At 36.5% G+C, this 14,480-nt stretch carries 15 protein-coding genes; 6 read left to right on the forward strand and 9 right to left on the reverse strand.

The annotated features are described in order from the left end of the window. Positions 1-42: 42 nt before the first annotated feature. A complete protein-coding gene (locus BGO88_RS03895; RefSeq protein WP_286706031.1) occupies positions 43-2,796 on the reverse strand; it encodes a LuxR C-terminal-related transcriptional regulator in 2,754 nt (917 codons plus the stop codon). A gap of 128 nt (positions 2,797-2,924) precedes the next feature. Here BGO88_RS03895 and BGO88_RS03900 point away from each other — a divergent pair, with 128 nt between their 5' ends. Then, the gene (locus BGO88_RS03900) at positions 2,925-3,917 is read left to right on the forward strand and encodes a hypothetical protein (RefSeq protein ID WP_286706032.1); all 993 of its coding nucleotides are present in this window, start codon (positions 2,925-2,927) and stop codon (positions 3,915-3,917) included. A 54-nt stretch (positions 3,918-3,971) separates the two neighbouring features. Here the strand turns inward: BGO88_RS03900 and BGO88_RS03905 are convergent, their stop codons facing one another. Then, complete coding sequence (locus BGO88_RS03905) at positions 3,972-4,526, reverse strand: DUF8465 domain-containing protein (RefSeq protein WP_056070819.1); 555 nt, start codon at positions 4,524-4,526, stop codon at positions 3,972-3,974. Between the two features lie 286 nt (positions 4,527-4,812). Here BGO88_RS03905 and BGO88_RS03915 point away from each other — a divergent pair, with 286 nt between their 5' ends. Both BGO88_RS03915 and BGO88_RS03920 read left to right on the forward strand, forming a co-directional pair. Next, on the forward strand, positions 4,813-5,088 hold the full coding sequence (locus BGO88_RS03915; protein WP_101471822.1) for a DUF2752 domain-containing protein: 276 nt from the start codon (positions 4,813-4,815) through the stop codon (positions 5,086-5,088). A 19-nt stretch (positions 5,089-5,107) separates the two neighbouring features. Beyond that, entirely contained in the window at positions 5,108-5,440 is a 333-nt protein-coding gene (locus BGO88_RS03920) for a CCC motif membrane protein (protein WP_056070811.1), read from the forward strand. Between the two features lie 50 nt (positions 5,441-5,490). Here BGO88_RS03920 and rocD read toward each other — a convergent pair whose 3' ends face one another. The 3 genes from rocD to BGO88_RS03935 form a co-directional block, all read right to left on the reverse strand. After that, positions 5,491-6,735 (reverse strand): ornithine--oxo-acid transaminase, encoded by a 1,245-nt coding sequence (rocD, locus tag BGO88_RS03925; RefSeq protein ID WP_286706033.1) that lies wholly within the window; start codon positions 6,733-6,735, stop codon positions 5,491-5,493. Positions 6,736-6,928: 193 nt separating this feature from the next. Further along, positions 6,929-7,345, reverse strand: coding sequence for an OsmC family protein (locus BGO88_RS03930; RefSeq protein ID WP_056070805.1), 417 nt, complete (start codon positions 7,343-7,345; stop codon positions 6,929-6,931). 82 nt (positions 7,346-7,427) lie between these two features. Next, the gene (locus BGO88_RS03935) at positions 7,428-7,985 is read right to left on the reverse strand and encodes a DUF1697 domain-containing protein (RefSeq protein ID WP_286706034.1); all 558 of its coding nucleotides are present in this window, start codon (positions 7,983-7,985) and stop codon (positions 7,428-7,430) included. 158 nt (positions 7,986-8,143) lie between these two features. Here BGO88_RS03935 and rlmD point away from each other — a divergent pair, with 158 nt between their 5' ends. The 3 genes from rlmD to BGO88_RS03950 are packed head-to-tail and all read left to right on the forward strand — an operon-like array spanning position 8,144 to position 10,818. Next, a complete protein-coding gene (rlmD, locus tag BGO88_RS03940) occupies positions 8,144-9,556 on the forward strand; it encodes a 23S rRNA (uracil(1939)-C(5))-methyltransferase RlmD (RefSeq protein WP_286706035.1) in 1,413 nt (470 codons plus the stop codon). A gap of 4 nt (positions 9,557-9,560) precedes the next feature. Further along, complete coding sequence (locus tag BGO88_RS03945; protein WP_056070797.1) at positions 9,561-10,106, forward strand: DUF6452 family protein; 546 nt, start codon at positions 9,561-9,563, stop codon at positions 10,104-10,106. Continuing rightward, entirely contained in the window at positions 10,078-10,818 is a 741-nt protein-coding gene (locus BGO88_RS03950; protein WP_101471818.1) for a DUF6048 family protein, read from the forward strand. The genes BGO88_RS03945 and BGO88_RS03950 overlap by 29 nt, the downstream gene beginning before the upstream one ends. Before the next feature lies 1 nt (position 10,819). Here BGO88_RS03950 and BGO88_RS03955 read toward each other — a convergent pair whose 3' ends face one another. The 4 genes from BGO88_RS03955 to BGO88_RS03970 form a co-directional block, all read right to left on the reverse strand. Further along, complete coding sequence (locus BGO88_RS03955) at positions 10,820-11,053, reverse strand: hypothetical protein (protein WP_056070790.1); 234 nt, start codon at positions 11,051-11,053, stop codon at positions 10,820-10,822. 49 nt (positions 11,054-11,102) lie between these two features. Next, positions 11,103-12,362, reverse strand: coding sequence for a TraB/GumN family protein (locus BGO88_RS03960; protein WP_286706036.1), 1,260 nt, complete (start codon positions 12,360-12,362; stop codon positions 11,103-11,105). Positions 12,363-12,426: 64 nt separating this feature from the next. After that, on the reverse strand, positions 12,427-13,266 hold the full coding sequence (locus BGO88_RS03965) for a helix-turn-helix domain-containing protein (RefSeq protein ID WP_286706037.1): 840 nt from the start codon (positions 13,264-13,266) through the stop codon (positions 12,427-12,429). Beyond that, positions 13,266-14,426, reverse strand: coding sequence for a THUMP domain-containing class I SAM-dependent RNA methyltransferase (locus tag BGO88_RS03970; RefSeq protein ID WP_056070780.1), 1,161 nt, complete (start codon positions 14,424-14,426; stop codon positions 13,266-13,268). The genes BGO88_RS03965 and BGO88_RS03970 overlap by 1 nt, the downstream gene beginning before the upstream one ends. Between the last annotated feature and the right edge of the window lie 54 nt (positions 14,427-14,480).

Genomic DNA, 14,480 nt, shown 5'->3' on the forward strand with positions numbered 1-14,480 from the left:
TGTTATGAAAATATTTAATTATTATTAAAAAAGAATCCGAATTTATATATTAATCATAAACTTGGAAAGATTATCATCTGAAGTCAGGCCTAATTTTTTTCTCAAACGATAACGATGTAGCTCTACCCCACGGAATGAAATATTCATCAACGGGGCAATTTCTTTGGATGATAAATTCATTTTAAGATAAATACATAGCTTGATATCTTTTGAAGTAAGCATTGGAAATTTATTCGACAGCTTATGTACAAATTCTTCATGGCTCTGCATGAGGTTGTGTTCAAAGCTCTCCCATTCATTTTTGTTAAGCGCATTAATTTTTATTGATTTTCTAATCTTGCTCTTAATCTGGTTGATATCTTTTTCTGTTTCAAGAATTTCCTGAATACTGTCAATCATTTCACTTTGTTTGGCTATTGAAAGTGATTTCCCGGCAACTTCATAAGCCTTATTCTGGACTTCTATTTCAAGAATGTGCTTTTCATATTCCTGCAGTTTCAGTTTGTTTTCCGCATTGAGTTCCAATTCAAGAATTTCTTTCTGGTGTTTGAGCTCTTCTTCTTTCAATTTGATTTTTTCAATGTACCGGATTTTGTTCCAACGGTAATACAGGAAGAAACTACCCGAAATAACCAAAATATAGAATAGTATCATCCAGAACGAAAAATACCATGGCTTGCTGACCGTAAATGTATAGGTGGCCACTTTGGTGTATTTGGTTCCGTCATTATAATAAAATTCCAGTTCCTGAAGACCGCTGCTTAGGTTATTCAAAATCAGCTTTCCTTTTTTTATGGGTACAAAGTCATTGGAATCATTCAGCTTATAAAACAGGTCCGGACGGTTGTAGCCAAAATATTCTGTTATTACATTCACTTCAACCGACTGATTATACTTCACCCGGGTATCCTTATCAATCAATTTATCCTGATAGAAGGCTTCGGCATAGACACCTCGTATTTTGAGTTTCTTATTATTGATTTTGAAAGCAATAAATCCGTCGTCCAGATTCATCAGGTAATGGTCTCCATCCTGATAAACCTTAATGTTTTCCATAATGATTCTTCCTTCATAATACTTTTCAGGGATAAGTTCCCAAATAAACCGGTCTTTAACCTGAGACACTACATAGAGTAATCCGTTTTTTAATACTATAAAATTTTCATCATTAATAGGTATGATATCTGAAGTGTTTTTAAAAGAAGCATTAAAAATCTTATCCTTTTCTAATTTCCCCGAAATGGAATTATAGACATACCAATTATTATCGATCAGGAACAGGATTTCATTTTTATAGCTAAAAAGCTTCACGCCATAATCATTCTTTATACCGTTTTGCAGTGAAACATTTTCAATTTTTTTGACATTGAAATTTTTATCATATAAAATCCTGTAAAGACTTCTGTAATTGTCTGCCGCCCATAATTCTCCACGTTTGTTCTGGGCCAGATTCTTGATAGGTTTTTTCAGTCCGGCTAAAAGTTTGTACTTCGAGAGATCATTGATATCTTCATAGACTACAATACCTGCATAATTGCCCTGAAAATATACATTTTCAAATTCTCCTTTTAAGAATTTCCATCCGCCATTTATCGGGCTGACTTTTTGCAATCGTGCTGTTCTTCCATCATACAAAAATGTTCCGTCATTATGGCCTATAATAAATTCGTTACCTCTTTTGTATATATCCCAAACCTGTCCCTGTGAATTGGGGAGTACCTCCAGTATTTTATTTTTACTCGTAAAAATTCCGTGATTGGTTACAAAAAGGTAGCCGTTGTCTATAGTAGAAAGCGAATAGACCGAACCCAAAATACCGGAACTGTCTGAAAAAACCTGAACAGGAGAATTGATTTCAACATGACAGATTCCGTTGTCCAGTCCTAACCACAAATCTTTTTCCTTGTCAACACCAATAGACAGGATGGCATTGTTTTTAAGTGCATTCTGCCTGTTAAGATTCTGGTAGGTTCCGTTTTTAAGATTAATAATATACAATCCCTGTAATCCGCTACCAATAACCAGCGTATTATCGTCAACAAACTTGGCCGTTACAAGAACTTCTTTTTTAATGACTTCATTCAACGGATGGCTCCAGGGCACAAGATTACCATCTATTACTACAAAAACCCCGTTATTTTTTGTAAAAATATAAACCTTGCCCTGGTATTTTTCAATATGATGAATGACATTTTCTTCTAAAATCTTCCAGTTCTTTCTCTTAACAAATTTTTCCCCTTCCATCATATAAATTCCTTCGCGGACAGTCGCCACATAAATTTCATTGTCAATGAGGTAGCAATATGAAATTTGGGAAGGGAATTCTATTTTCTTAATCGCTTTTCCATCATAAATAAAGACTTCATTAAAAGTCTGAAAGTACAGCCTGTCCTTATATTTAAAAATTTTCCAGATTTCTTCGTTATCAGACCCGCCTTGAAAAATATTCTTACCTCTGGTAAGCGAAAAATATTCCATCTTGCCATTCATTCTTTTCCAGTAGCCAAATTCTTTATAGGAACCGGAATAAATCTTGTCATCATCAATAAATATGGAACGGATAACCGTTTTGTTAGGAAGGGCATATTTTTCCCATATCACACCATTGTATCTAAGGAAATAATGATTATTTGCAAAATACATGGCATTATCACCTCCCTGGGTTACATTCCACACCTGATTATCTCCATTGTAATCCGATTTGGTGAAATTCTCTACAAAAGGTAGTAATTCCTGCGCCTGGACACACAATGAAAAAGAATAAAAGAATAGAAATTGAAAAAATCTTAGCTTCACAATTTAAGGGGATTTATTTCCAAATATAAGAAACATATTATGTTTGAATTGGCAGGAAACTTAAATAAAAATTAATGCTGCTGCTCCAAATAATAAAAAAAACTATTTTTGCTCTAAATTCTATTGAAATGAAAAAATACTTAGGAATAATGTCTTGTTTGTTTTTGTTGAGCGCCTGCGATGATGGTGACCTGACTTTTGATTCATTTGATTTTAGCAATGTTACTGCGGCAGACTGTGAAAATAACAACCCTGAGGTCTTAAACTCTGTTTTTAAGCTAAACAACAATGAAGCCCTGGTTATCAAATTTCCAACAAACGTTTTTCCTTTCAGAAATATAGAAGGAACAAGCACCTTATCAATTTCTGCCGAAAATAAAATTATCTATCGCGTTTTTAACGGACAGGTTACCCCAACTTATTTCTGCTCTGTAATTCCTCCTGTCACTCCTGTTGTTATTGACGAATGGAGTACGGCCGACCAATCCAGCGGTTCTATTGAAATTAAAACTACCCCTGTAAATAATACTACAGAAATACTGGACGCAAAATACGACCATACTATCATTTTTAAAGGAATTACCTTATCCAATTCGACTGGGGGAACTGTAACCTACACAGAATATATTTTCGGAAAATACCAAACCAAATCGAATATTAAATTTTCTTTTAGTTCTGTGCCTATCCAAAAATGTTCGGAACGCAAACTGATTAAAATATTTGATTCCAATGTTGGAAATGTTGAGAACAGGCAAAATCTCAATGAAGTTATAATTCTTGATTTACCTCCTTCTGTTTTTCAACAAGCGGCCGGTTCTGAAACTTATTATGTAGACGACTCCCATCAGATTACTTACAGACTATATGGTGGTGATGTTATTGCTACTGCACTTTGCTCAGAAACAGGATTGCCGCCGCTCTATGAAGAATGGCAAGCTGAAGATGGGGTTTCAAATGGTGCGAATTCTACAGGAGTCATCAAAATTGATACTGCTATAAATGGAACCACCCGTACACATACTATTACATTGACAAAGGTACAGTATAGAAAAACAGGACCTAACAATAATACGTTTGTACAGGAAATCCAAACTTTTGGGGACTATATAACGACCAACTAATAGAGTCTATAATTATAAAAAAAGCCCGATTGTTTAATCGGGCTTTTTTTATAATTATCTGTTAGGATTTTGTTTGATATAAACTTCTGTAGCTCCCAGACCATACTTTTGATAGTCGGCATCCTGAAAAATTATTTCATCATAACGACCCAATAAAAAATCAAGCTCGGCTTTCAATACACCTTCCCCAACTCCATGTATAAAAACTATTTTGGGAATTCTGTTTTTGATGGCAAATTCAACATGTCTTTTTGCTGTTTCGGTCTGGAGTGTGAGTATGTCATAATTTGACATGCCTCTTTTATTCGGAACCAGTTTTTCGATGTGCAAATCAAATTCCGGAACGCCTCTTTCGTCTCTTGTCTTCTTTTCTTTAACGAAACTCCTTGGTTTTGGTATTTCTTTCTCTTTCAAAACCTGACTTAAATTATGACTTCCAATTCCAAAGTTTAAATCACTGGATTTCTGAATCTTAATTAATTCATTGACAAAATATGTCAACTGGAAACCATCGTCAGTTTCGATGGTAATTTCATTATTTTTGACCGACAAAACAACACCATTAACCGCTTCATCAATCACCGTTACCCTATCTCCTTTAACTAACATCATCTTCAGAATTATCCTGGTTTTTACTTGGTACTTTTGCCATCAGCCTCATCATTCCATACATAAAAATGACGATGGCAACTATCATAATATACAGATTTGGCTTCTCTTTACTTTGTTCATATAATGCAAAAACACCTGCGAGGGCCATTATGGGTATGTATATTTTTTTCATTGTAGATTCAAATTTGCTATCTGCCAAAAGTAATAACTTTAAAAATAATTTCCGGACACACCTCAAACTTTATGCTTTTTTCGTAAAATTGTAGTAACAAATTTATACGCTATGGAAGAATACATGATTCCCTGCATGAATAAAAAAATTTTTGGAGTGGACTGTCTGGGCTGCGGAACACAGAGAGCCCTGGCTTTAATCTTTAAAGGAGAATTTGTGGACGCTTTCCACATGTTTCCGGCCATTTACACTACCATCTTGTTTTTCATGGTGTTAGGATTAAATTTCATCGACAAAGCTCGAAATTACCATAAAGCAATAATTTCTTTAGCAATAATCAATGCGGTAATAATGGTAATTTCTTACATTTACAAAATCACCAACTAAACAATTAAATCTTTTATCTATGGAAAAACAAAAATTACCTAATGCTTTAGCCGTTCTTATTCTGGGGATTCTATCTATCCTAACCTGCTGTTGTTATGGTATAATTGGATTAATTCTTGCTGTTGTAGCACTTATACTGGCTGCAAAGGACAAGAAACTTTATGTTGAAAATCCAGAATTATATTCGAATTACTCTAACCTGACAACCGGAAAGATTTTAGCCATAATTGGAATTGTTCTTAACGTACTTATGATTCTTCTTTATGTATGGCTATATGCAAAGCTTGGACTTGAAGGTATGCAAGACCAACAACAAGTAGAAGCTCTGATGAGAGATGTTATGGGAGGCTAAGCCCTATCCAATATCATAAAAAAAGCCGCTATAAGCGGCTTTTTTAGTTTTTATTTTTCAAACTCTTTCAAGGTTTTGATAATAATGGAAACACAATCCAGCAATTGCTCTTCATTCATAACCAATGGCGGTGCAAAACGAATAATATTACCATGGGTTGGTTTTGCCAGAAGTCCGTTATCGCGTAACGACAGACAAATATTCCATGCCGTATCACTTTCTTCCGTATCATTAATTACTATGGCATTCAACAGTCCTTTTCCCCTTACTAAAGTTGCAATATTACTGGTCTTGATATATTGCCCCAGTTTTTCACGGAAAATAGTCCCCAGATAGTCTGCATTTTCTGCAAGCTTTTCATCTTTCACAACTTCTAAAGCAGCAATGGCAACAGCCGCCGCAATAGGATTTCCACCAAAAGTAGAACCGTGTTGTCCCGGCTTGATAACATTCATAATCTCATCGTTTGCCAATACTGCCGAAACAGGATAAGCACCACCTGATAATGCCTTTCCAAGTATCAGTATGTCCGGTTGTACATTTTCATGGTGTACGGCCAGCAGTTTACCCGTTCTTGCTATTCCGGTCTGAACTTCGTCTGCAATAAACAAAACGTTATGCTTTTCGCACAAGGCTTTGGCTTTTGCCAAATATCCTTCAGAAGGCACATACACGCCTGCTTCTCCCTGAATAGGCTCAACTAAGAAACCGGCTATATTCTTTTGGGTTGCCAAAACATTTTCCAGAGCTTCAATATCATCATAGTTGATGTTAATGAATCCGCCTGTGTAAGGCCCGAAATTTTTGCGTGCATTCTCATCATTAGAGAAAGAAATGATTGTTGTAGTCCTGCCGTGGAAATTCCCATCACATACAATAATCTGAGCTTCATTTTCCGGAATTCCGTTTTTCTCGTAGGCCCATTTTCTACAAATTTTGATGGCCGTTTCAACTGCTTCAGCCCCCGTGTTCATTGGCAATACTTTGTCAAACCCAAAATATCGGGTAACAAACTCTTCGTATTTGCCCAGCTTGTCATTATAAAAAGCCCTGGAAGTCAATGTCAGGGTATGTGCCTGATTAACCAAAGCAGTAATAATTTTTGGATGGCAGTGCCCTTGATTTACGGCAGAATAGGCCGAAAGGAAGTCATAGTATCTTTTCCCTTCCGTATCCCAGACATACACGCCTTCACCTCTGCTTAAAACAACAGGAAGCGGATGGTAATTGTGCGCACCGAATTTATCTTCTAAAGAAATAGCTTCAGAGGCATTGTTTTTTTCTAAAACTGACATTGTGAAAGTATTTTAATTCTTCAAAAATCAATTCCTTCTTGTGGAGAGAAATCATCCATATGACATTACAAAATTAATGAATCTAAATGGATTTTCAATCGTTGTAGTTGAACGAAAACAAATGGAAATCCCATTTCTCCAACTGACTTTTCAGATGCAAAAATGGGATTCATGTATCTATAAAAACTTAAAATTACGGAAGTACTAACGTAGCATTCGAAGTAATTTTAGTATTTAGCAATCTGGAAATCGGACAGGTTGTTTCTGCCTTTTTTACCAATTCCTGGAACTGGTCTGTTGAAATCGCATCGACTCTTCCTATAACTGACAAATGTGAGCCTACAACGCTTCCATCCTGAAAATCAACATCGCATTTGGTTTCGATAGATGCTACCCTAAAACCTGCCTCATTCAAATAGGCTGTGAGTTGCATGGTAAAACAGCCGGCATGGGCTGCCGCAATTAACTCTTCAGGATTTGTCCCGTTTCCATGTTCAAAACGGGTTTTGAAAGAATATTGAACATTACTTAAAACGGTACTCTGGGTAGAAATTTTTCCGTTCCCTTCTTTGAGTGAACCTTCCCAAACTGCTGTGGCATTTCTTTTCATAAGTGTTGTAGATTTGTTTCTCCTAAAATTACGAAAATCAAAAACGGGAAGAAATTAAATTTTATAAACTTTAACAAAAGTATCAGGATAATGGCCTTTCTTCAAACAACGCCAATAGTTTTAATGTGGTATTCCAGTTTCTGGCTGTTGCGGTCACTTTCAGCTTATTCTCAATCAGCTTGTTGCTAAGTTTTGAATTACCGGCCGGATTATTATATTTCATAAAGATGATCCTTCCTTTTAGAATAATTTCATCAGGTTCAAAATTTGCATTTAGTAAGGCCTGAATGTTTTCTTTTGAAGGTTCAGAACCCAGAAAAGTGATATAGAGTTTTTTCAAATCAATCTCTTTTTCTTTCAGGTAAGGATTATTTACCGAAATCCATTGCAGCATTTCCCTGTCTGTTACCACAACCGAAACATCAAAACCAAAATGGGCTTCAATCAGGTCGTGAATCTGCTTTTCCAACGTTTCCGGAGTTATGTTTCCTGTAGTATCAAAGAGAATATTTCCACTTTGTATGTAGGTTTTAATATTTTGAAAACCAAAACCTTCCATTACTTTTCTCAAAGTTTCCATTTTAATCAATTTTTGACCGCTAACATTGATTCCCCTAAGAAGAGCTACATACGATTTCATGATTTTCTTTTTAAAAATTTCTTTCCAAATTTATAAAATAAGACCTCCAAAACAATTTCATACTGTTTAAAAATTAGCTTACAGCATTCCGAAAACGGGCACGGAAAAATTTTCTTAATTTCAATTCAAAAAACAGAACAATCACTTATTTTTGCCGTATGGGAAGAAAGAAGACAGACAAGATCGTTTTTGAAAATATTAAGGTACTGGATGCAGGTGCCAAAGGAGTTTCAGTTGCAAAAGCGCCCGATGGAAAAGTAATTTTTATTCCAAACGTCGTGCCTGGTGATGTAGTAGATATTCAGACATTTAAAAAGAGAAAGGCCTATTATGAAGGTAAAGCCGTTGCTTTTCATGAATTTTCTGAAGATAGAGTCGAGCCGGTTTGCCAACATTTTGGAGCCTGCGGAGGCTGCAAATGGCAAAATATGGCTTATGAAAAACAGCTGTTTTACAAAAACAACGAAGTTTTCAACCACCTGAAACGCATTGGTAAAATCGAACTGCCTGAATTTGAACCTATCCTTGGTTCTGAAAAACAGTTTTTCTATAGAAATAAAATGGAGTTTTCTTTTTCGAACGCCCGTTGGCTGACCGAAAAGGAAATTGAAAGCGATGAGGACCTGGGGAACAGAAATGCCCTTGGTTTCCATATTCCTAAAATGTGGGATAAAATTTTAGACATTACCCAATGCCATCTTCAGGAAGACCCATCCAATGCCATCCGAAATTCAATCCGCGATTATGCAAACGAGCATGGCCTGGCATTTTTTAATCCAAGAAACCATGAAGGCTTTTTGCGTACGCTAATGATTCGTACGGCTTCAACTGGTGAAATCATGGTATTGATTCAGTTTTTTGAAGAAAATAAAGAGCAAAGAGAAGCATTGCTAAACTTCCTGTTGGAAAAATTCCCGAATATCAAATCGTTGCAATATGTAATCAACAGCAAGCCTAATGACACGATTTATGACCAAAACGTAATCCTTTACAAAGGAAGAGATTATATTCTGGAAGAAATGGAAGGCCTTAAATTTAGCATTAATGCCAAATCATTCTACCAGACCAATTCAGACCAGGCCTATGAATTGTATAAAATTACACGTGATTTTGCAGGGCTGACCGGCAATGAGCTGGTGTATGATTTGTATACAGGAACAGGAACTATTGCACAATTTGTCTCCAAAAAAGCAGGAAAAGTAATTGGAGTTGAAGCCGTACCGGAAGCTATTGCAGATGCCAAAGAAAACGCAAAACGTAACGAGATTACCAATTGTGAGTTTTTTGTTGGAGATATGAAAGTAGTCTTCAATGAAACATTTATTGCACAGCACGGCAAACCGGACGTGATTATTACTGACCCGCCAAGAGACGGTATGCACAAAGACGTTATCGAACAGATTTTAAAAATTGCGCCAAAAAGAATCGTTTATGTAAGCTGTAATTCTGCAACACAGGCGCGCGACCTGGCTTTAATGGATGAGTTTTATAAAGTAACGAAAGTGCGTCCGGTAGATATGTTTCCGCAAACGCATCACGTTGAAAATGTTGTACTTTTGGAAAAAAGATAAATTGATGAATAAGATTCTAAATATAATAACGGCGCTTTTTATAGCTATCTGCTTTTTTGGCTGTGAAAAGGACGATATCTGCTCCGGAGGCACGCCTACTACTCCAAGACTTATGATTGAGTTTCGCGAAAAGGACAATCCTTCCATTCTAAAACCTGTTACCAATCTTACAGCAGTAGCAACAGGAATGACAACAGGAGTAGTTTTTAATGAAGGACTGTCATCTACCGACCCTAATCGTTATCTGACCAGCGCAAATAAAATCGGGCTGCCTTTAAAAATTACCGGAGAAACAACAGAATATACGCTTACCCAAAATTCGACAAGCACAAATCCCGCAATTCGCAACGAGGATAAGATTGTCTTCAATTATACTACAAAAGAAATCTACGTTTCCAGAGCCTGCGGCTACAAGACCAATTTTGACCTGACCGGAAGCCCTGTACAAGAACCTAACACCGTTGACAGCAACCGTTGGATTAGCAATATTGTTGTTGAAACACCTAACATCGTAACCGAAAATGAAATACACATTAAAATCTATTTTTAATCTGGCTTTAGTGCTGATTTCATTATCCGCTTTTGCACAAGACAAAAAAAAAGACACAGTCGCTCCCAGGACAGAGCGTTATGGATTGCGTCTTGGTACCGATTTATATAAAATTGCACGGTCTATCTACGACAACGATTATAAAGGTTTTGAAATTACCGGTGATTACCGCCTGACAGAAAAAATCTATATTGCCGGAGAAGTAGGTAACGAAAACAAAACTACTGACGAGCCTCAATTGAATTTTACAACAAAAGGAACCTATTTCAAAGCCGGATTTGATTACAATATCTACAAAAACTGGCTGGATATGGAAAACATGATTACGCTGGGAATGCGCTATGGCGTAAGTTCTTTTACTCAGGAACTAAACAGCTATTCCATCTATAATCCGCATCCTTATTTTGACGAATCGGGTGTGATTACCGTATCGAGAAAATACTCCGGACTTTCGGCGCATTGGGTAGAATTTGTAGCCGGTGTGAAAGCAGAAGTCTTTGACAATTTTTTCATGGGTTTTACACTACGTTTGAATCGACTGGTTTCCAACAAAAAACCAAGTGATTTTGACAACCTTTACATTCCGGGATATAATCGTACATATGATGGCGACTTTGGTGTAGGCTTCAATTACACCGTAAGTTATTTTATTCCTATCTACAAAAAGAAAAATCTTCCTAAAGCGGAAACTGAAGGTAAAAAGAAGGAATAAGCTATTTGATTTGCCTGATTCCCTTCATGAAAATCCATTTCATAAAAAGCTTTTCTCCGTCATTTGTTTTCACGGCCTGAAATTGAGGCGAAAGAAGTGTTGCAATCATAAAAGCCGTCAATGGAATCCAGAATCCGTGCAAATTGGTATAAGCCGCTACCAGAAAGCGGAACAGGATAAACAAAACGGCAAAAGATAATAATTGGTAAAGGAAAGCTTTCGTTTTTAGAGTCATTGTAAAAATTCGTTAGATTAATTCCAGTCCTGCAAAGCTAACCATAAAATTATTCTTCCGAAAGTTTATAAAGAGAAGTATTGGCTTTTGAATGACTTAATAAAACAGCATAATCAATAAAATCTGCCGTACTTTTTTTGCTGTAGTCTATAATATGCTTTGGCTTAGGCTTTGTTACTACCTCTATCAAATCAGTGCAACCCTTTTGACGGTAGGGACTATGGGGTTGGTTTAATCTAAAAAGGCTAAGGTCAGAAACCTGCTGCTTTTTAAGCCCGTCTATTCCTTTAAAATACTCCTTGCTATAGTCTCCAATACCAAAACCGCCTTTTGTGGTTGATTTTTTATAATTGCCCTGTTTATCAAAAACATCGTCCCAAAGCACTCTCGATTTGGTCAGGTAGCCCAAAACCGAAACTATCTCTTCTTTTTTATAAACTCCGTTTTCAATTAACTGGGTAAAGAAGGAAGCAAAATCCTCCTCTTCTCTTATTTTCATCAAATGGGCAAATCCATACCTGAAAAACTTTAGTCCTTCATCATAGTTATAGATTTTTGAAAGAGCTATGTAGTTATTATAAATACTTTCTTCTCTTGAATACTCCCCAAAACTTGTTTTTATAGTCGCTATGAGATAGTCAAACTGCTTTTGATTTTTGATAAATCTTCTGTAGTTTTGGGTATCGGCTTGATAATCGGCTACAAATTCCCTCAACATTTTTTTAGAATAACTTTCTTTATAAGGCGAATAGTTTGCTGTATCTTTTTCAACCATTCCTTTTAATTCCGATAGCTTTTTCCATTGGTTTGGTTCCGCTTCAGCCAATAACAGTAAATGCCTGCATGTGTATTTATAGGTCACAATAGGGTCAGCTCCAAGAACTTTTATTTTTTTATTGGGAGGCAAATTATCGTTTATGGCTTTAAGCTTTTTCCATTTCATAAAGACTTCTACAGAACGTTCCTGCGGCACTCTCGTACCATACGTCTGAACCAAATCTTTCAGTAGTTTTTCATCCCCGTTTTGCAGATACTCATTAAAATAATAAGCAATGCTGTAATCTGTTTCCGGAAAATAAAACCGAACGTCGTTGTTTTTTAAAACAGCCTGCAACAGTAAAAGTTCGGCTTCTTCTGTTTTGGCACTCCCGTGATAGGCCCCAAAACCTATAATCTTCATTTCCGACTGTGGAAACTCAGGCAGTTTATTCAGGTCGAATTTATTTACTGAAAGATACTCCTGCTTTTCCTGTGAGAATGAAAATTGCAGATAGAATAAACACATGATAAATACGACTCTGGATACCATAAAATTTGTTTAAGTCAGACAAATTAAAGCCTGATTTCTCGTAATTAATTGTATGATTGGGACATTACTCCAATTTCCAATAGGTTTCTTCGTTGCCCAGTTTTGAAATGGATGGGATAACCTTTTTGGGTGATTCTTTTGTAATGGATTTGAATTGGCGTATAAAATCGGCCTGGTCATAATATTGACTGAAAAGAGCAACCTCAGTAAGCGTATTGGCTCCGTTTTGTTCTTGCGAAAAATTAATTGCCTGCCGGAACCGCACCATTTTTTTATACTCTTCAACAGAACACAACAGATGCTTTTGAAACAACCGCAACAGTGTTTTCCGGTTTGTCTTTAATTTTTCCGAAAGTGCTGCAACTTTGACCAGTCCACCGGATTTTATGATTTCACTCACCGCTTTTTCAAGAACAGGAACATTAAAATCTACCAGCCTGTTTTCAAAGTAAGCGTCCAAAAGCTTTGCTTTTTCAGATTCATCATTTTCTTCAAAAACAGCCGTAACGCATTTTTCAAAAGGAAAACCGAAATAATCAAAATAGCCAATCCTTTCCGAAAGCACCTGAAAAAGAGGCTTATCTACAAAATGATTAAGTCCTAATGGAGTAAAAACGACTCCTATCTTATCAAAAGCACCCTTAAATCTGACCCGGATACTCTTGTCAAGATTTGTAGTATATAAAACACATAACTGTTTGGTAGCCGAATCAGAAACAGCCGTTCCCTCTTCTGACAATACGATTTCAGCATTTTTATAAACCGTCAGCGCGTTTTTATAATTCGGATAAAAGACAAATGATTTTTCAAATTTAGCATCCGTACAGCTATGGAAATAATAATAGGCAATATACTTCCTGGTTATTTCGTTTTTAGGCTGTATAGAAACAAATTTTTCCATCATCAGTCCGGTTGGGCAAATTTGGCTCTTTTACTGCCTTCATACATTTCATACTTGACCAGTCTGGCTTCCAGGCTACCGTTGTATAATTTAATTTTTCTGGAAGGCCTTAAGCCCACAAATTTCAACGCTTCAATATTTGCAGTAATAAACCAGGCATTAGTATTAGGATAGTTTTGTTTCAGGGTATCACCTATATTTTTGTAAAAACGCTCCATTTCAATATCGAGGCGTTCACCATACGGCGGATTGAAAACCATATGTAAGGGACCTTGTGTCGTTTTTTCTGTGTCGAAGAAATTTTTCTCTGCAATGGAAACATATTCGTCAAGGTTGGCATTTCTGATATTGTCTTTTGCTTTTAAAACTGCCGACGGTGCCTTGTCATAGCCCTGAATCGTATAATGAAATTCTCTTACCTTCTTCAATAAAGAATCTACAATCTGGTCAAAAAGGTCGTTATCCCAATCGTTCCATTTTTCAAAAGCAAATTCCCGTCTGTTCAGATTAGCAGGAATATTGCAGGCAATCATGGCCGCTTCTGCCAGTATGGTTCCCGAACCGCACATCGGGTCTAAAAAATGTCCCTGACCGTCCCAACCGGAAAGCAATAACATTCCGGCCGCCAGTACTTCATTGATTGGTGCTATATTGGTTGCGATTCTGTAACCTCTTTGATGTAGGGAACTCCCTGAAGTGTCCAGCGCCACAGAAACCTGGTCTCTGTCGATATGGATATTGATTCTCAAATCCGGATAGTCCTTGTCAATACTTGGTCTTGCTCCGGTCTTGCTCCTAAACTGGTCTACGATGGCATCCTTGCTTTTTTGCGAAACAAATTGCGAGTGTTTAAAATAATCTGAATGCACGGTAGTATCAATCACAAAAGTACGGTTGGAATTTAGATGTTGCGACCAGTCAATTGCTGAAATGCCTTTGTATAATGACTGTTCATTGGTTGCCCTGAACTGGTAAATAGGTTTTAAGATTTTTAAGGCGGTACGCAAGGCAAGATTGGCTTTATACATAAATCCTTTATCTCCTACAAAACTGACCATTCTTACGCCCTGTTCTACTTTTTGAGCCCCTAAAACCTGTAATTCTTTCGCCAAAATTTCTTCAAATCCGAAAAAAGTTTTGGCTATCATCTTGAAATTCTCCATACTGATTTTACTCCCTTAAATTGGGAATACTTATAGTTATTTTATGCAAAAATA

The organism is Flavobacterium sp. 38-13 (assembly GCF_001899155.1).
Classification (GTDB): domain Bacteria; phylum Bacteroidota; class Bacteroidia; order Flavobacteriales; family Flavobacteriaceae; genus Flavobacterium; species Flavobacterium lindanitolerans.

Bases quoted from the DNA above. Each gene is read 5' to 3' on its own strand.
- BGO88_RS03945 (WP_056070797.1), top strand. From the start codon at position 9,561: ATGAATAAGATTCTAAATATAATAACGGCGCTTTTTATAGCTATCTGC.
- BGO88_RS03970 (WP_056070780.1), bottom strand. From the start codon at position 14,426: ATGGAGAATTTCAAGATGATAGCCAAAACTTTTTTCGGATTTGAAGAA.
- rocD (WP_286706033.1), bottom strand. From the start codon at position 6,735: ATGTCAGTTTTAGAAAAAAACAATGCCTCTGAAGCTATTTCTTTAGAA.
- BGO88_RS03955 (WP_056070790.1), bottom strand. From the start codon at position 11,053: ATGACTCTAAAAACGAAAGCTTTCCTTTACCAATTATTATCTTTTGCC.
- BGO88_RS03920 (WP_056070811.1), top strand. From the start codon at position 5,108: ATGGAAAAACAAAAATTACCTAATGCTTTAGCCGTTCTTATTCTGGGG.
- BGO88_RS03960 (WP_286706036.1), bottom strand. From the start codon at position 12,362: ATGGTATCCAGAGTCGTATTTATCATGTGTTTATTCTATCTGCAATTT.
- BGO88_RS03965 (WP_286706037.1), bottom strand. From the start codon at position 13,266: ATGATGGAAAAATTTGTTTCTATACAGCCTAAAAACGAAATAACCAGG.
- BGO88_RS03900 (WP_286706032.1), top strand. From the start codon at position 2,925: ATGAAAAAATACTTAGGAATAATGTCTTGTTTGTTTTTGTTGAGCGCC.
- rlmD (WP_286706035.1), top strand. From the start codon at position 8,144: ATGGGAAGAAAGAAGACAGACAAGATCGTTTTTGAAAATATTAAGGTA.
- BGO88_RS03935 (WP_286706034.1), bottom strand. From the start codon at position 7,985: ATGAAATCGTATGTAGCTCTTCTTAGGGGAATCAATGTTAGCGGTCAA.
- BGO88_RS03950 (WP_101471818.1), top strand. From the start codon at position 10,078: ATGAAATACACATTAAAATCTATTTTTAATCTGGCTTTAGTGCTGATT.
- BGO88_RS03915 (WP_101471822.1), top strand. From the start codon at position 4,813: ATGGAAGAATACATGATTCCCTGCATGAATAAAAAAATTTTTGGAGTG.
- BGO88_RS03905 (WP_056070819.1), bottom strand. From the start codon at position 4,526: ATGTTAGTTAAAGGAGATAGGGTAACGGTGATTGATGAAGCGGTTAAT.
- BGO88_RS03930 (WP_056070805.1), bottom strand. From the start codon at position 7,345: ATGAAAAGAAATGCCACAGCAGTTTGGGAAGGTTCACTCAAAGAAGGG.